The following is a 17,571-nucleotide window of genomic DNA, read 5'->3' as shown; positions in this document are numbered from 1 at the left end:
AAAAAATTACACTAACTTCATGATAATTTTTGATTGAACGATCGAATTAACTGACTGGATACTTTCCTTTAAATTTGTTAACCATGACTAATTTTAATTTTACTCTTACCGGTACCATTAGATTCAACTAATAACTTATCTGGAATCCGTTCTTTAAGCTCTTTAACATGGCTAATAATTCCGACTAATCTCCCACTACCTTCAATTTGCAATAAGGCATCCATCGCTTCTTCCAATGCATCTTCATCTAAGGAACCAAAACCTTCATCAATAAACATCGTTTCGATTTGAATCCCACCAGCATGCTGTTGCACAACTTCAGATAGTGACAGCGACAATGCTAACGCCGCAATAAAGCTTTCTCCACCAGATAGGGTGCGGACATTGCGTAAACCACCAGCATTATCATCATAGATATTAATTTCTAAACCTGTATCTGTTTTTCTTGACCCTTCTTCACGATTTAAATCAAATAAATAACGATTATTTGATAATTGTTGTAATCGGCCGTTAGCAATCGTTAAGACTTCTTCTAAAAAATAAGTCAAAACATAGCGCTCAAAGCCCATTTTACTTTGATCACCGTCACCATTAGCCACTGCTGATAAATTCGTTACTTCATCTAATAAATCCCATTGTTCTTGAATAGAACGAATAATTTCAGTCGCTTCTTTTAAAACTTTTTTATTTTGCATGTGAATTTGTTGATTCCTTGTCTGCTCTTCTTGCATAGTTTCTCGTTCAATAGCCACTTCCTTAAGACGCGATTCTGCAATCTCAACATTTGGCTTTTCAACAGAAAGTAACTGGTTTTCTAATTCAGCTATCCGTTGAGTGATGCGATACTCTTCTTTTTCGTATTGTTGAACTTCCTTTTCCCAATCAACTACTTCTTCCAATTCAGTCAAGGTTGCTTCAATCGACTTTTGGTTTTCAAAACTTGACTGACTAATCGCATCATTCAATTTTTCTGTTAACTCAAGTTCTAATTTTTCAGCCTTGGCTGATTGTTTTTTTAAATGAACTTGATTACTTATAATTTCTTTTAATTGATCTTGTGCTGCTACTTTTTTTAGTTCACGTTCTGAAAGTTCTTGCTTAAATGCTGCAACTTCCAATTCCAATTGAGATAATCGCCCTTTAAAAATCGTTTCATCTAGTAATTCTAAAGGTAATTGTTGTTTTATTTGGGTTAATTCTCCCTTTTTCTCCAGTTGCTCTTGCCATACATTTTGATAATCCTGCTCTATTATATTTAATTCTGCAGATTTTTTCTCAATAAAACTTTTTAATTTATTTTGCTCTTCTAACAATTCTGTTTCTTTTGAATGCTGTTGCTTTAATTCCATTATCTGTGTTTCTATTTTCTCTAATTGCACTTTAACTTCTTTTTTTAGTTGATCTAGACTACTTTTTTCCAATCTAGTCGCAAGTGGGTCATTTTCCATTCGTTTTTCTAATTGACTTTCTGAATCAGCAAGTTGCTCGTGTAGCCCTTCAATTCGGGTTTTAAAACTAGCAACCGTTTCTTTAACTGTTGTTAATTCATTTTCCCAAAAATCCAATTGATTTTCTGCCTGGCTCATTGTTTCAAATTCATCCATATCTTCAACTTGGCTGTGTAAGTACGGATGTTCCACCGACCCACATACTGGACAAGGAGCACCATCTTCTAAGTCTAAAGCGAGTCGCCTAATTTGAATTTTAGCCCAATCACTTTTGGCTTTCAAATAATTTTTTTCTGTTTCCGCTACTTTTTCCTCAGCCAATAATAGTGAGTCTCTAACTGTTATTTCTTGGTTTTTTAACTGCTGAATTTTCTCTTCTATTTGACTAAATTCAACCAGTTTTTGATCAATGGTTTGTACCCTTGTCTGTTCTTTATCCAACTGATTCAGCTGTTGTTCAACTTCTTTTAATTGATCTAATTTTTGAACAATCGCCATTTCTTGTTTTTGTTTTTCTTGTAACTGGTTACCACAAGCTACTTTTTCTCTATCTAATAAGTTAATTTTTTCAGCTAATCTTTCAGCCTCTTGTCGCACTCGACTATAACCATCCAGTACTATTTTTTGTTGTTTCAATTCAATCAGCTTCATTTCACGACGTTCTTGTTCTGGACTTTCAGCTAGCTTTTCTTGATACAGAGTTTCCCAATAATTTTGCTCTTTTTCAGCTAGTTTTTTTTGATCCTCAAGAGAATGCACTTCCGTCGCTAACTCAGCCAGTTCATTTTTCAGTTCTAATTGTCGAACTAATAATGGTTGAATGAGTTCTGCTTCCTTAAGTTTATTTAATTTCTCTTTTAAAGTCGTTATTCTTTCTGTTGCTGATTTGTGTATATTTTGTTGAGAATATAGCTGTTCCTTTTCGTTAAACAATAAGATTTCTGCTTGAACTTTTTGTAGCTCAAGTTGCCTCTTATTTTCTTCTTCTTTTAGCAATTGAATTCTTTTTTCATTTTTTTGCAATTGATTATGCATATTCTCTTGCTGTTCTTTTAAGTAGGATAACTCTTTTTTACCTCGCGCTTGTCCAAGCTCAAGAATTTCAGGTAACTCGGTGACCCAACGAGCATGTTGTAAAGTAGTAATTAATTCTTTCTCTTGATCTTTAATAGCAACACTAATTAATTTTTTTTGTTCTTTTAACTTCTCACTAAATAAACGATAAGGTTCTGTACCAAATAATTTGCGTAGAATTTTTTCTTTTTCATTACTATTCGCATTTAAAAAGCGTCTGAAATCACCTTGAGGCAACATAATAATTTGTCGAAATTGCTCATCTTCTAATTGAACAACTTCTTCAACAATCTGATTGACTTCTGTAGTCTTAGTAAAATGGTTTAGCTCTTTGCCAAATTCATCAAAAATTGTGATTGTGGCTTTAGCTTTAACTTCCCTAACTCCATCACCGCGTTTTTTGGCTAGGACTTGTTCAGGAATTCGTTCTATTTGATACACTTTATTTTGTGCCGAAAAAGTAAAAACAACTTTTGTTTCTTCACTTGGTTTTGCAAAAGTTGATCGCATTTCTTTTGGCTCACGATTTAAACCATTGGTTTTACCAAATAAAGCATAACTCATTGCATCAAAAAGGGTTGTTTTACCTGCACCAGTTTTACCAGCAATCAGAAAAATATGATGTTCATAAAAGGAACTAAAATCAATCGTTTCATTTAAGTATGGGCCGAAAGCCTGCAAATTTAATTTTATTGGTTTCAATTTCTTCCTCCTTTGTTTGTCACATCTAAATTTTGTAACAACTCGTTTAATAAGGTTTCCTGCTTACTTGATAGTGCTTCACCCATTACTTCTTCATAGTAGTCTTTAAATAGTTCACTTGGATCCTTTGTTTTTAATTTTTCACGAGTAGTCAAATTCATAGTTGCCATTAAACCACTGCGGTCCAAACGTTCCATTCCTAATACATTCGGATAAATTTCCCGCAAACGATTCATTGCATCAGGAATCATTTTTGTATCTTTTAGCTGAACATAAATAAAATCATCTCTTTTTTGTGCTTCATAATAGGTTGGTTCAATCAAATCAGCAAAAAAACCTTCAAGTACTCGAAGTTCTTTTTCAGGAGAAACAGGGAAAAATTGATTGGTCAGTTCGCCCTCATCGGAAAGTTCAATTAATTTGAAGCCTTTTTGCTGATTCGCTTCCGAGATTGAAAACTTTAACAAGGTACCCGAATATTGTAATTTAGCATGTCTAGTTGCATTTGGATCATGTAAATGTCCGAGGGCAACGTAGTCAAAAGCATTAAAAATACTTGCAGATACTTGATCCAATCCCCCAACCATCACTTCAGTTTCAGATTCTGTCCGTAAACTCCCAGCCACAAATAAATGCGCCACCAATACCTGATTATACTCCGAATTAAACTGCTTCTCCATTTCTTCAACGACCCGTTTAGCCGCTAATTCATGAGTAACTAGTGTCTCATCTTTAAAATAGAGACGAGCATCTATAGGTTCAAAGTAAGGCAATAAAAAAAACTGAGTATTCCCAATCACAATTGGTTTGAGGCTCTGACTAATTTTTGTATGAAGATGAAAATTTAGGGTTTGGTACCATGGTCCTCCAGTTTCTAATCGGGTTGGGCTATCATGATTTCCAGAAATAGCTAAAATAGGGAAACGATTTTCAATATTTAGTTCAACAAATAATTGATTTAACAATGCCACTGCTTCACTAGGTGGAACCGCACGATCATACAAATCACCTGCTACAACAATAGCATCTACTTCCTCACGTATAGCCACTTCTAGCATTTGCTCAAAAACTTCGCGTTGCTCTTTTAACAATTGAAAACCATGAATTTTCTTTCCAATATGCCAATCTGCAGTATGAATAAATTTCATTTTTTAACCTCCGAATTTTAGCTTCTGCTTCTATTATAACAAATTGTAAAAAATTAAGATGCTTCCTAGTGCTTTTTTAGCAAATTCTTTTTTATGTATAGGAATAAGAAAATTTTCTTGCTAAATACGTAATAATCTTGCATACTGTTAAGTAAGAAAATAGTTACATTTGAATTTAAAACTAGAGAGGTTGAGTTAACGTGTTCTATCGATTTATACGTCAGGTAGCTCGATTTGTAGTTTTTCTCCTTAATGGAAATGCACGCTACACGAATAAAGAGCGCCTACCTAAAGAAGAAGCTTATATTTTAGTTGGTCCCCATAGAACTTGGTTTGATCCAATCTATTTTGCCTTAGCAGGAACTCCAACTATTTTTTCATTTATGGCCAAACAAGAATTATTTAAGAATCCCATTTTACGTTGGATTTTGGTCCATGCCAATGCTTTCCCTGTCGATCGAGAAAATCCAGGACCAAGTGTAATCAAAAAACCAGTTAAGTTTTTAAAAGAGGGCAATCTAAGCTTAATTATGTTCCCAAGTGGAACACGCCATTCAAACGATTTGAAAGGTGGAGCCGCAACAATTGCTAAGCTAAGCGGCGCTCCAATCGTTCCAGCTGTATTCCAAGGTCCCTTAACCATTAAAGGACTACTTTCTAGAAAACGTGTAACTGTCAATTTTGGTGAACCTATTTATTTAGATAAGAAAGTAAAATTAACCAAAGAAACACTGAAAGACATTGAAGATCAAATGCAAGCAGCTTTTGATCAGTTAGATGCAGAAATTGATCCAAACTATAAGTATGAAGCTAAATAAAATAGAACCAATTAGTTTTCTCGCTAATTGGTTCTATTTTTTTAGGCTAGTTCGTTTAAAGCCAGCACCTCGAGCTTTTTAATTAGCGAATACCACGTTCATACTGTTTAGGAGGTACAACTGATTTGCCTATTTTTTTCAAAGCATGGATTCCCCAGTAAGGATCATCTAGCAAACCTCTTCCAATCGCAACTAAATCAGCATCTTGATTGGCAATAACCGCTTCAGCAAGTTCAGGACTCTCTAATTTTCCTACCGCAATCACAGGTACATTTAGCATTTCACGATATTTCCTAGCCATTGGAACTTGGTAACCTGGATAATTACCTGGTTTTAAAGTTCCTGGAGTCCCTTCTCCACCACTTGAAATATGAAATACATCAACACCCGCTTCTTGACATTTTTTAGCTATTTCAAGAGAGTGTTGAATATCGTAGCCATTTTCAACGTACTCAATTGCTGAAAGACGCATAAGCAATGGCATATCATCTGGCATAACACTTTTGACAGCCTTAATAATTTCAACTGGAAATCTAGCTAAGTCCTGCCCGTATTGATCCTCACGGGTATTCACCAAAGGCGAGATAAACTGATGAATTAAGTAACCATGAGCTCCATGAATTTCAATCGTATCTACCCCAGCTTCAACGGCTCTTCTAGCTGCATCTTTGTATTTATCCACCATAGCACCAACCTCTTCAGTTGTTAATGCTCTAGGTACACCACGTCGAGAGACGCCATCTTCGATTGGTTGATTAGTTGCTCCAACAGGTTCCTCTGTATCTTGTGCCTTACGACCTGCGTGGGCAATTTGAATACCAATTTTAGCTCCTTGACGATGGACTTCATCAATTATTTTTTTGAAAGCTGGTATCTGTTCATCTGTCCATAAACCTAAATCATTATTTGTAATTCGACCATCAGGTTCAACATCCGTCATTTCTATTAAAATTAAGCCGACACCACCAACCGCACGAGAAACATAATGCACAAAATGCCAGTCATTTGGTTTACCATCTTCTTTTTCGACTGAATATTGACACATTGGAGCCATAACAATTCTATTTTTTAAGGTTAACCCTTTAATTGAAAATGAATGATCTAAATTCACCATACTTTTCGCCCCTACTTTCGGATAAGTTTTTCTATACTATCTCGCTAAAAAAATTATTTGTCAACTAAAAAAGTTCGTTGAACTGGTTAGCTCCCACAAGAAAACAGGAAAATGGATATTACGCTTTTTGTCCTCTCGAATTTTTATTTTTTATCGAAAAGTTGGCTCATAAGAACTGCGCTAAAAAACAATACGGAAGCAACATATAAGTAGCTTCCGTATTGTCTATTTAAATGAATTAACCAGTTGCATTTTCACTATTTTGCAAGCGATACATATCATAATATATACCACCTAATTCAATTAGTTCTTCATGAGTTCCACGTTCAATAATTTTTCCATGATCTAAAACAAGAATTAAATTTGCATCGCGAATTGTTGACAGACGATGAGCAATCGCAATCGTAGTCCGACCTTGTCGCATTTTTTTAAGGCCTTCTTGAATTAATGTTTCGGTCTCCGTATCAATATTAGCCGTTGCTTCATCCAATACTAAAATTTTCGGATCCGTTACAATTGTTCTGGCAAATGAAATCAGCTGACGTTGACCACTAGAATAACTGGCACCACGCTCAATAACTTTTGCATTGTATTGCCCGGGCAACTCTTCTATAAAACTATCTGCTTGAACAAAACGAGCAGCCTCTTCAATTTGATAGTCCGTAATCGTTTGATTCATTAAGCGAATATTACGTTTAATATCTCCATAAAACAAGAAAGAATCTTGTAATACTAAGCCCATTTTTTCACGTATTTCTGTAATCGGATACTCTTTAATGGATTTTCCATCAATTAAAATATCTCCTCGATTAAATTCATAAAAGCGTAATAATACATTAATTATCGAGCTTTTTCCACTCCCAGTATGACCGACTAAAGCGACCGTTTCACCAGGTTTTGCTGTAAAACTAATATCTGTTAACACATCGTGCTCGCCGTCATATGAAAAACTCACATGCTTAAATTCAATCTCAGCATCCTGAATTTCACCTGTAGCGAGTGAGTCTTGTTGAGGAGTTAGGCTTGTTTCATCCATTACTTTTAACACACGGCTACTTGAAACAATCCCATCTTGAAAAATGCTTAAATAATCCATCATATTTGTCATTGGATTAAAAAAACTTTGAGTGTATGAAATAAATGCATAAACCACACCAATACTAACAGGCTCTGTCAGTGCATTATATCCAAAAAAGCCTAGAATAACTGCAAGAGAAAACGTATAAAGCAAGCTAATAATTGGTCCTAGTAACAACGCGTTAATTTTAACCATCGAAATTCTTGATTGAAAATAGTCGTTATTCGTTTCATTAAATTCAGCTTGTAGTCTTTTTTCCTGACGAAACTGCTGAATAATTCCCATGCCTGAAATAGACTCATTTAATTTTGTATTTAATTGGCTTAGTTTTTCACGCATACCACGATATACTTTCGAACTAAAATGTTGGTAATACCATACAACTACCATTAAAATTGGCAAGAAAAGTAAGCACCACATAGCAATTTGACTATTCAACAAGAACATCGCTGTAAATGCGGAAATAATAGCAAATAGACCTTGTAATACTGTTAAAAAGACCGCCCAAAATTCTTTAATCGTTTCAGTGTCATTTGTTACTCTTGAAACAATTGATCCTGCTGGAGTTTGATCAAAATAACGCATTCCTAGTGTATGCAGTTTTTCAAATAATTGATTACGAATATTTTGAACTGTTTTTTCAGCTGCCATATTAAAAATATACATCTGACAAAACCAAACAACTATTTTTGCTAAAGTTACTGCAAAATAAATGCTTGCAAAAGTAATAATTATCTCTGTTGTAGCTTTTCTTGGCGTTAAATAACTATCCATAAAAATTTGTAAAATACGAGGCAATAAAATGTTAATAATCGCTAAAATAACTCCGAAAAAGATAGCAATAAAAAACTGTTTCTTAAATGGTTTAGCAAAAACAAACATTCTTTTTACAATGGCGACTTGTTCTTTGACTGGAATTGACTTTAACCACTCTGATTTATTTTCTTCCACTAGTTCGCACCCCCTTCAAGCTTGTCTTCTAGTTGTTGGCGATCGAACATATCTTGATACCAGCCGTCAATTTCTATTAATTCTTGATGATTTCCTCGTTCAATAATTTCAGCATCGTCTAACACAATAATCTCTTCTGCATGCATGACACTACTAATTCGATGTGCCGCAATAATTGTAGTTTGGTCTAGACGTTGGGCTTTCAAAGCCGATAAAATGGCTTCTTCTGTTTTTGCATCAACTGCAGAAAGGGCATCATCTAAAATTAATAACTCTGGATTTGTAATTAATGCGCGAGCAATAGAAATTCTTTGCTTTTGCCCACCTGATAAGGAAACACCACGCTCACCAACTAAAGTGTCATAGCCATTCGGCAATCCCAAAATATCATCATGAATAGCTGTTAATTTAGCTGCATTGATTACGTCTTCTTCCGTTAAATTGGGGTTTGCAAACCGGATATTTTCACGAATCGTTGTTGAAAATAAAAATTGATCTTGAGGAACATAGCCAAGCCCATGAAGTAATGCATTTAATGAATAATCACGAATATCGTGACCTCCAAATCGAATACTTCCTGCATACTCATCATATTCTCTCAATAATAATTTAAACAAAGTCGTTTTGCCTGCTCCAGTTTTACCAACGATACCCAAAGTATCCCCCTGTTTAATGGTAAAATGTACGTGATTAAGCGCTACTCGATCATCCTCAGGATAATGAAACTCATCAATTCGATAATCAAGTCTGCCATTAACTAGCTCTTGAACAGTATTTGGATTTTCAATAATTGATGAACTTTCGCTTAATAATTCCTCAACTCGGTTATAACTCGCACTCCCACGTTCTAAAATATTAAATAAACGACCAATTGCAAACATTGGCCAAATTAGCATTGCAATATAGCTGATAAACGAAATCAGTTGCCCAATTGAAATTGTCCCAGACATTACGTAACTTCCACCAATAATAATGGTAAGCACATAAGAAATTCCCATGATAAAAGTAATCGCCGGGTCAAATAGGGAATCAATCAGATACACACGTTTATTTTTTGCAACAACTTTATCTGTCTGTTCTTTAAAATCTGCCACATCTGCTGCTTCTTCTCCAAACGTCTTAATGACCTTAATCCCACTAATACTTTCTTGTGTTTTATCGTTCATAGAAGAAAAGGCAGCTTGTGCACCTCTAAAACGTTCATGTAGTTTGGACCCTAAAACCCGGGAAGCCACTGCTAAAAGTGGCAAAGGAATGAGCGCTATTAACGTTAAACGCCAATCAATAAAAATAGCCATTGCGATAATTGTTGCTCCACCAGTAATCATTGAATCTGCTAAGGTTAAAATTCCACCACCTGCAACCATTTGAATTGCAGATAAGTCATTCGTAGCATGTGCCATCAAATCCCCAGTTCGATATTTTTGGAAAAAGCTATGATCCATCTGGGTAAAATGTTTAAATAAATTATTTCGTAGCGTTTGCTCTAATTTTGCAGCGCCACCCCAAATATTTAATCGCCAAATGTAGCGAAAAGTATATTGACCGATTCCAGCGGCAACTAAAATAAGGATCCAACGACTAAGATAAGCCCCCGTCATTTTCCCAGCCGCAATTTCATCCACAACTACTCCGATAACCCGTGGAGGTACTAGTTGAACTAGTGCAACTAAAATAAGGAAAAAGATACCTGTGATATATGATTTTTTTTCTTGCTTAAAAAACCAACCTAACTTTTTAAAAATACCCATAACTGTTTCTTACACCTACTTTTTATTTTTATTTTGACCACTCTATTAGAAGCCTGTTTATTTATACATGATTTCAAAACAATAGCCAAAATCCGCTATTAAAAACAAAAAAGACGAGCAGAATAATCTGCCCGTTTTTTTTGAAAGAATCAAAATAAAAAATCAGTCCCCTAATTTATTAAATTATTTCTTTTTATTCGCTTTTTCTGTTTGAACTTGCATTGAAGCCATCATCTGTTTAATTTTCTTTTCAGACGGTTTTTGACCCATTTGCATCATTAACATACGTAGCATATCCTCATTAACGGGAGGATTCTTTTTAAAATAATCCATCATGTATTTTCTTGCAATAAAATATCCACCAACTAATCCTCCTACTAAAGCAAGAACGATTAATAAAATAGCAATTCCCATGTTCATCTCAATTCACTCCTTTCCAGACTTCTCATTTATCAATTGTACTAGATTATCACTTAAAAATAAATAGCTACTCAAAAGAATATTAAAAAAAGTTGATTTATTTCTTAATTTAGCAGTTTTATAGCTTAATTTGACTATTCTTTTGAATAAACATGCAAAAAGGAGCTGAGATTTCTCAATCCCAGTCTCCTTTTTACTACTTTGATGTGACATTATTTTATAAATTTTTAAATGTTTGAACTACATTTTCAACTGTAAAACCATATTTTTCAATAACAATATCGCCAGGAGCACTTGCACCGTATTTGTCGATTCCAATCATAGCTCCATCAAGTCCAACAAAACGTTCCCAACCAAAAGTTGCACCCATTTCAATTGACACTCGTTTGCGAACATCATTTGGTAACACACTTTCTTGATAAGCTTTGTCTTGTTTCGCAAATAAATCAAAGCTAGGCATTGAAACAACTGAAACATCTTGACCTTCTGCTTGTAACGCTTTTTGAGCTTCAATTGCTAGAGCTACTTCAGAACCTGTTGCAATTAAAATACCAGCTGGTTTTTCACCGGCTTGAGGAGAAATTACATATGCTCCTTTAGCTACATTTTTACGAGCATTTTCTTTTGTTCCAGGTAAAACTGGTAAATTTTGACGAGTTAAGACAAGAATAGTTGGATGATCTGTTGATGTAATAGCTTGTTCCCAAGCAGCAACAACTTCATTTCCATCAGCCGGACGAATCACTGAAAGATTTGGCATTCCTCGTAAACTTGATAACTGTTCTACTGGTTCATGAGTTGGTCCATCTTCTCCAACTGCAATTGAATCATGAGTAAATACATACGTTACTGGCGCTTTAGAAATAGCAGCTAAACGAATAGCAGCACGTAAATAATCTGTAAAGACAAAGAATGTTCCGCCATATATTCTTGATCCGCCGTGTAGAGCAATTCCGTTCATTGCTGCTGCCATTGCAAATTCACGAACACCGTACCAAATATTGCGTCCTTCATATTGTCCTGGTTCAAAATCTTTTTCACCAGCGACCATTGTATTATTTGATGCTGATAAATCAGCTGACCCGCCCCAGAAACCTGGTAAACGTTTCGATAATGCTTGGATAGTTTCGCTACTTGTCACACGAGATGCTGCACTTTGTCCAACTTCATAAACAGGTAATTCACTATTCCAATCACTTGGTAAATCGCCAGAAATAATTTTTTCAAATTGTGCTGCTAATTCAGGGTAAGCTGTTTTGTATGCTGCAAATTTCTCATTCCAAGCAGCTTCAGCTTCAGCTCCTTTTTGAATCATCGTTTCTTCAAAACGCTCTGCAACAGCAGTTGGTACTGTAAATGCTGGATAATCCCAACCGTACGCTTTTTTAGCTGCTTCAATTCCATCAACACCAAGTGGAGCACCATGAACTTTAGATGTTCCGGCATTTGGAGCACCAAATCCGATAACAGTCTTAACCTCAATTAATGTTGGTTTTTTTGTTTCAGCTTTAGCTGCTTCAATAGCTGCTTCAATCTCAGCTAAGTCGTTGCCATCTTTTACTAAAATATGTTGCCAATTATATGCTTCAAAACGTTTTCCAACATTCTCTGTAAATGCTTTAGAAGTTGGTCCATCTAATGAAATATCATTTGAATCATAAAGAACGACTAATTTACCTAATTTTAAATGCCCTGCCATACTTGCTGCTTCAGCAGAAACACCTTCCATTAAATCACCATCTCCACATAAAGCGTAGGTGAAATGATCAACGATTGTATGTCCCTCTTTATTATACGTAGCTGCAATATGGGCTTCTGCCATTGCCATACCTACAGCATTAGCAATTCCTTGACCAAGTGGTCCTGTTGTTGCTTCAACACCATCTGTATGATGAACTTCTGGATGTCCTGGTGTTTTGCTATCCCATTGGCGGAAGTTTTTAAATCATCCATAGTAACCGCATAACCAGATAGATGTAACATGCTATATAAAAGCATTGATCCATGTCCAGCGGATAACACAAAACGATCACGATCCGTCCAGCTTGAATTCTTAGGGTTGACTTTCAAATGCTTTGTCCAAAGTGTATAGGCCATTGGAGCTGCCCCCATTGGTAAGCCTGGGTGTCCAGAATTAGCTTTTTGAATTCCATCCATACTAAGTGTTCTAATCGTATTTACTGCAAGTTGGTCAGTTGTATCGAACAATTAAATCATCCTCTCGGTTTTAATATCTTTATTCTACTGTTTTATTTGTATTTGTGCAACGCTTTCTACAAAGAATTTAATCGTTTTTTCGTTTAATAACAACTAAACGTTCATTTTTAGGTATTTTTCACTTATATTATTTTTTATTTTTATGTGAAGATTTTAATCAATTGGTCTATTTGGCTCCTATTTAGTTTTAAAATTCTCACAACACTTTATTTTGTCCAAAAATTTATTTAGGTATTTTTCACTACTATTAAGCATTTTATATTTCTTATTCTTTAGATTCTTTTAATTTCGATACATGCCATTGCTCTATTTATTTCCTAGATTTCTTTAATCCGCTTTTTATCGTTTAAGTAAATTTTGACTAATTTAAAAAATCATTAAATTACAGCACTGCTTATAAAATTAAATTAACCATTTATTGTTTAAACAGAAAAAAGAACTCAGAAAACAATCTGAATTCTTTTAAAAATACAAATAGACAACAAGGGATTAACGACCATGAAGTCCTTTTTCTTTTTGAATATCTTTTAACTTCTCAGGAGTTACATCATTTCCTTCATCATCAACAACCTTCATTCCTTCGATATGATGGCGCATCCCACCGCGAAATGCTGTTAAATATTCTTCACGTAACTGTTTTTGCTCTGCTTGTTCAGTTATAGTCAAACCTTCCTTTTTAGCTTTATTAGCTAGTTCATTAATTCGACTCATTTTATTTTTTTCTAACACTTTAATCACTCCATCTCTCTTATCTTCTCTTCATACTATACCAAAAAAAACCAAAAAAATATATTCCTTTGCTTAATTCTCCACAAAAGCGAACATCTGTTTGAATTTCATTTCAATCTATGGTATTCTATAGATAAGAAATTAAGAAAGAAAAGGGGTGCACTATTTTATGCGTAAAACACCAGAATCAAGACAAATCGAGGTACTACAGTACATACATGAACAAGTGCAGTTAAAAGGTTATCCACCGACTGTTCGTGAAATTGGTACTGCAGTCTCACTTTCTTCTACATCTACTGTCCATGGACATCTATCACGTTTAGAAAAAAATGGTTACATCCAACGAGATCCTAGTAAACCTCGTGCAATTGAATTAACCAGTTTAGGCCTTTCAAAATTAGGTGTTCCATCTGATAAAATTCCTTTATTAGGAACTGTTACTGCTGGTGAACCAATTTTAGCAGTTGAGGAAGCCATTGATTATTTTCCAATTCCACCTCATCTGAGTTATGATCCCGAATCTTTATTTATGTTAAAAATTCGTGGAGAAAGTATGATTAATGCAGGCATACTTGATGGAGATGATGTCATTGTTCGTAAGCAAACAAATGCAGATAATGGTGATATTGTTATTGCTATGACCAATGAAGATGAAGCAACATGCAAACGATTCTACAAAGAAAAAACACACTATCGTCTGCAACCTGAAAATGATGCTTTAGAGCCAATTATCCTGAATGAAGTTAGTATTTTAGGTAAAGTTGTCGGTTTATACCGCAGCCATATTTCTTAAATCTATGTAGTCACTAAATAAAGCAAAAAGCTCACACTTTTTGCTTTATTTTTTTGTTTTCAATTCGTTTCATTTGTATCTTCTTGTATTTGTGCTAAAATTTATGGTGTAGATAAAGGCTAGTTCTTTTGAACCAGGCCTTCGGAAAAAAGATGAAATTTCGAGGTGACAAAAAGCGTCACATCAAATTTCCCTATTTTTCTGCCAGGCCTAGACGGCTCAACAAACTTTTTATTATTAAGGAGGAATTATTAATGGTTGCATTTATGTTTTATTGGTTTAGTTTATTAGTACAAGTAGCTTGGATTGTTTTAAGCGTAGGTCTTTGTGCTATGTATCTAAACAACAAAGAAAATGGAAATTTATGGGCTTTTGGTGCTTTAAATATTCTATCAATGATTTACAGCTTGGTCGTAATTTGGATTTATAATACATGGGACTTCGGTGTAACAACATCCAGTTGGTTTATCATCATTGTTGGTATACTTGCCATACTAACTGTACTAGAATTTATCTTAGGTCGCGAACCTAAAACAAAAACAGCCTAATTTAATTAACTTGTAGCAAAAACCTTTCGTGGGTTTTTGCTTTTTTTTATGTGAACTCTTTAAATACATATGAAATTAAAAAATAAATAAAAATTCATTAGCATAGGAATCATTATTATGATATGCTATATTTTAGAGCCTTTAACTAATAAAGACTACACTTAAAAATATTGGAGGATATGTAAGTGAAAAATGTAAAAGTTGTATTGGTATTTCTATTCTTGTTAAATGGTTCACTATTCCCTGCTTTTGTCAATGCGGATGAAGCAAAAAATGACTTTATTACAGTGGAAAAATCAACTGTAATGGCAAACAAAAATGGTGAAGCAAAAGTATCTGGAACTACAAAGAAAAAGACTAAAGTCAACTATGGTAAGTTTAAATCTGAAAAATCAGATAGTAAAGGAAAATTTACGCTAACTTTAAAAAATAAAACAAAAGAAAAAAAGCATTCACTTTAAAAGTTAAAATAAACGGAGAAACCTACTCTAAAAAAGTTTCTGTTAAGCCCTATTCAAAAAAAGAGGCTGAGCAAAAAAAATTAGAAGCAGAAGCTAAAAAAATAAAGAAAGAAAAACTTGCTAAAGAATTAAAAACTGCCACTAATGCAGTCAAATTAGCCGAAAGGAAACCTACTAGAGCTAGCTACGATAAAGCGAACACTCTGGTCGTTGCTTTAACTAATGAAAATAAAGAATTATCTAACCGGTTAATAAAAATAATGGATACAGTTGAAGCAAATGAAGCTCTAGCTCAAAAAAAAGCTGAATCTGAAAGTAAAGAAAAAGAAAGAATTGCAAATGAAAAATTAGAGGCCGAACGTAAAATTGCAGAAGAACAAAAAGCTCTGGAAGAAAAAAGAATTGCTGATGAACAAGCTAGGATAGCTCAAGAACAAGAACAGCAACAAGCTCAAACAGCAGCAGAAGTTGAAACTGGACAAGGACTAATAAAAGGAAGCGAAAGTGGCATTTATCACACTCCTGGTAGCACCTATTATGATCGTACGACAAATGTTGTCCAATGGTTCAATACCATTGAAGAAGCTGTTGCTGCTGGTTACCGAGCACCAAAAAGATAACCAGTCGGATAAGCTATTATCCTTAAAAAAATCGATATAATTGTAATTCCAACTATTTATTGTGAACATAAAAAAAGTTGCTGACTAAAATTCTTAGTACAGCAACTTTTTTTGATTCACATTCTAAAATTTTAATTGTTTTATTTATTGAAAAAATTTACTTATTTTACTTTTGATTCTTTTCTCATAATGAATGCTGAAATAACTACCAATAATATATTAGCCATGAATCAAACTAGGAAATAATTGATTATACAACAATATCTAACTATCTAATGGGTTTTCTATTGCTCTTAAACTATTCTAAAATTTATCTTTTTTTACTATTCATTCGCATTTTCCACCTTAAGCTAAGTTGCTCTCAGATTTCTCACGATGAATAGTAGACATTACTTTTCGAGCTAGTGGTTGCGCAATCAATAGTTCAATAAATAGAACAACACCAAAGTTTCTAGGCCAAGCCATTAAAAATCTAGCTACAATCCCTTTCTCAAGTACAAATCCATGTCCAATAAAATCGCCTATCAGTGTCATACAAAACGACATTCCAACCACAGTAAAGAAGATGGAAAAGAGAATGTGAGCGTTAAAGCTATCTTGAGTTGCTGAATATTTTTCTACTAGTTTATTTGCAAAACGACTAATAACAAAATTTTCCAGTAACATCGCCACAATAAAAAATAAAGGAAAAGCTTTTAAAATAATAAATAGCACCTCTTTATTTACTGTATAGAATTGGAGGTAAATATTTAGAAAAGTCATTAAAAATGCTGTAATTCCACAAATAATCATACCGTATAAAAGTCCTTCTTTACTACTTTGGGGTAAACGTAAATCATGTTTCATTGTCAATCTCCTATCTTTTTTTCAGAGAACAAAAAAAGACGCAGAATCCCATCTGTTCAGATGGTTCCTACGTCTACTTGTAATGTTCACTGTTTGATAATTATAACAAAACAACTGGATTTTGTCTAGATTTAAATAATAAATTTCATTCGTTTTCAATAGGAGTAATTCTAGTATCAAATGATAATGATACACACTCACCCACTGAATTAATGAAAACTTCACCTACTAGTTCAAAAAAATTGTTTATTTAAAAATAATATTTACATTTTTTCAAACAAAATTTTAAAATCGCTTTTAAATAAGCCTAAAATGCTACTAGTCTTAATATTCCATCAAATTAAAGATATCATAACCTTTAATTTTATCTCGGCCATTTAAATCTGTTAATTCAATAAAGAAGGCAGTTCCAACTACTACTCCACCTAATTTTTCAATTAATTCAATAGTTGCTGCGATTGTTCCACCAGTTGCTAATAAATCATCACAAACTAAAACTTTTTGCCCTGGTTTAATCGCATCTTTATGAACTTGTAAAATATCAGAACCGTATTCAAGACCATAGCTAACCTCAATTGTTTCACGAGGGAGCTTTCCTTTTTTACGAACGGGTGCAAAACCAATTCCCAATTCATATGCGACTGGACATCCTACAATAAACCCACGAGCTTCAGGCCCAACAATCATTTCTACACCTTTGTCTTTTGCATATTGAGTAATTTGATTGGTTGCATAACGATATGCATCCCCATCAGCCATTAAAGGTGAAATATCACGAAAAATAATTCCTTTTTCAGGGAAATCAGGTACATCAGCTATATATTTTTTTAAATCCATCTTCAAAAATCCTCCA

Annotated in this window: 14 protein-coding genes and 1 pseudogene; 5 read left to right on the top strand and 10 right to left on the bottom strand. The window is 34.1% G+C overall.

All coding sequences use genetic code 11. The features are described from left to right. Positions 1-77 precede the first annotated feature (77 nt). Positions 78-3,224 (bottom strand): AAA family ATPase, encoded by a 3,147-nt coding sequence (locus BR77_RS01935; protein ID WP_080732530.1) that lies wholly within the window; start codon positions 3,222-3,224, stop codon positions 78-80. After that, on the bottom strand, positions 3,221-4,372 hold the full coding sequence (locus tag BR77_RS01930; protein ID WP_010053060.1) for an exonuclease SbcCD subunit D: 1,152 nt from the start codon (positions 4,370-4,372) through the stop codon (positions 3,221-3,223). The genes BR77_RS01935 and BR77_RS01930 overlap by 4 nt, the downstream gene beginning before the upstream one ends. A 200-nt stretch (positions 4,373-4,572) precedes the next feature. Here BR77_RS01930 and BR77_RS01925 point away from each other — a divergent pair, with 200 nt between their 5' ends. Continuing rightward, complete coding sequence (locus BR77_RS01925) at positions 4,573-5,190, top strand: lysophospholipid acyltransferase family protein (protein ID WP_010053059.1); 618 nt, start codon at positions 4,573-4,575, stop codon at positions 5,188-5,190. A gap of 82 nt (positions 5,191-5,272) precedes the next feature. On the opposite strand, the gene BR77_RS01920 is transcribed toward BR77_RS01925, so the two are convergent. The 6 genes and pseudogenes from BR77_RS01920 to BR77_RS01895 form a co-directional block, all read right to left on the bottom strand. Further along, positions 5,273-6,304 (bottom strand): NADH:flavin oxidoreductase/NADH oxidase, encoded by a 1,032-nt coding sequence (locus BR77_RS01920; protein ID WP_015076597.1) that lies wholly within the window; start codon positions 6,302-6,304, stop codon positions 5,273-5,275. A gap of 238 nt (positions 6,305-6,542) precedes the next feature. Then, entirely contained in the window at positions 6,543-8,333 is a 1,791-nt protein-coding gene (locus BR77_RS01915; protein ID WP_016356474.1) for an ABC transporter ATP-binding protein, read from the bottom strand. Continuing rightward, positions 8,333-10,084, bottom strand: coding sequence for an ABC transporter ATP-binding protein (locus tag BR77_RS01910; RefSeq protein WP_035063776.1), 1,752 nt, complete (start codon positions 10,082-10,084; stop codon positions 8,333-8,335). The genes BR77_RS01915 and BR77_RS01910 overlap by 1 nt, the downstream gene beginning before the upstream one ends. Positions 10,085-10,267: 183 nt before the next feature. Beyond that, the gene (locus BR77_RS01905) at positions 10,268-10,504 is read right to left on the bottom strand and encodes a YneF family protein (protein WP_010053053.1); all 237 of its coding nucleotides are present in this window, start codon (positions 10,502-10,504) and stop codon (positions 10,268-10,270) included. 217 nt (positions 10,505-10,721) lie between these two features. Continuing rightward, positions 10,722-12,712: pseudogene (gene tkt / locus BR77_RS01900) on the bottom strand (transketolase). Positions 12,713-13,210: 498 nt separating this feature from the next. Continuing rightward, positions 13,211-13,450, bottom strand: a complete 240-nt coding sequence (locus BR77_RS01895; RefSeq protein ID WP_010053050.1) for a DUF896 family protein — start codon at positions 13,448-13,450, stop codon at positions 13,211-13,213. 169 nt (positions 13,451-13,619) lie between these two features. On the opposite strand from BR77_RS01895, the gene lexA reads away from it, so the two are divergent. The 4 genes from lexA to BR77_RS01875 all read left to right on the top strand — a co-directional run bounded on the left by lexA (position 13,620) and on the right by BR77_RS01875 (position 15,872). After that, positions 13,620-14,243 (top strand): transcriptional repressor LexA, encoded by a 624-nt coding sequence (gene lexA / locus BR77_RS01890; RefSeq protein ID WP_010053049.1) that lies wholly within the window; start codon positions 13,620-13,622, stop codon positions 14,241-14,243. 254 nt (positions 14,244-14,497) lie between these two features. Further along, positions 14,498-14,791 (top strand): hypothetical protein, encoded by a 294-nt coding sequence (locus BR77_RS01885; protein ID WP_015076603.1) that lies wholly within the window; start codon positions 14,498-14,500, stop codon positions 14,789-14,791. A 185-nt stretch (positions 14,792-14,976) separates the two neighbouring features. Then, positions 14,977-15,252 (top strand): hypothetical protein, encoded by a 276-nt coding sequence (locus BR77_RS01880; protein ID WP_015076604.1) that lies wholly within the window; start codon positions 14,977-14,979, stop codon positions 15,250-15,252. A gap of 260 nt (positions 15,253-15,512) precedes the next feature. Further along, entirely contained in the window at positions 15,513-15,872 is a 360-nt protein-coding gene (locus BR77_RS01875) for a sunset domain-containing protein (RefSeq protein ID WP_015076605.1), read from the top strand. Between the two features lie 345 nt (positions 15,873-16,217). Here BR77_RS01875 and BR77_RS01870 read toward each other — a convergent pair whose 3' ends face one another. Then, positions 16,218-16,718: a DUF2798 domain-containing protein gene (locus tag BR77_RS01870; RefSeq protein WP_010053044.1), complete on the bottom strand. Its 501-nt coding sequence runs from the start codon at positions 16,716-16,718 to the stop codon at positions 16,218-16,220. Positions 16,719-17,042: 324 nt separating this feature from the next. Next, positions 17,043-17,555 (bottom strand): adenine phosphoribosyltransferase, encoded by a 513-nt coding sequence (locus BR77_RS01865; RefSeq protein ID WP_010053043.1) that lies wholly within the window; start codon positions 17,553-17,555, stop codon positions 17,043-17,045. Positions 17,556-17,571: the final 16 nt, after the last annotated feature.

The organism is Carnobacterium maltaromaticum DSM 20342, assembly GCF_000744945.1.
GTDB lineage: Bacteria > Bacillota > Bacilli > Lactobacillales > Carnobacteriaceae > Carnobacterium > Carnobacterium maltaromaticum.
The sequence above is the reverse complement of the archived record's forward strand: the minus strand, read 5'-3'. Positions and strand labels throughout refer to the sequence as shown.

Excerpts from the sequence above, each read along its gene's own strand:
- BR77_RS01930 (WP_010053060.1), bottom strand. The coding sequence starts at position 4,372 with ATGAAATTTATTCATACTGCAGATTGGCATATTGGAAAGAAAATTCAT.
- BR77_RS01920 (WP_015076597.1), bottom strand. The coding sequence starts at position 6,304 with ATGGTGAATTTAGATCATTCATTTTCAATTAAAGGGTTAACCTTAAAA.
- BR77_RS01910 (WP_035063776.1), bottom strand. The coding sequence starts at position 10,084 with ATGGGTATTTTTAAAAAGTTAGGTTGGTTTTTTAAGCAAGAAAAAAAA.
- BR77_RS01905 (WP_010053053.1), bottom strand. The coding sequence starts at position 10,504 with ATGAACATGGGAATTGCTATTTTATTAATCGTTCTTGCTTTAGTAGGA.
- lexA (WP_010053049.1), top strand. The coding sequence starts at position 13,620 with ATGCGTAAAACACCAGAATCAAGACAAATCGAGGTACTACAGTACATA.
- BR77_RS01885 (WP_015076603.1), top strand. The coding sequence starts at position 14,498 with ATGGTTGCATTTATGTTTTATTGGTTTAGTTTATTAGTACAAGTAGCT.
- BR77_RS01875 (WP_015076605.1), top strand. The coding sequence starts at position 15,513 with ATGGATACAGTTGAAGCAAATGAAGCTCTAGCTCAAAAAAAAGCTGAA.
- BR77_RS01870 (WP_010053044.1), bottom strand. The coding sequence starts at position 16,718 with ATGAAACATGATTTACGTTTACCCCAAAGTAGTAAAGAAGGACTTTTA.
- BR77_RS01865 (WP_010053043.1), bottom strand. The coding sequence starts at position 17,555 with ATGGATTTAAAAAAATATATAGCTGATGTACCTGATTTCCCTGAAAAA.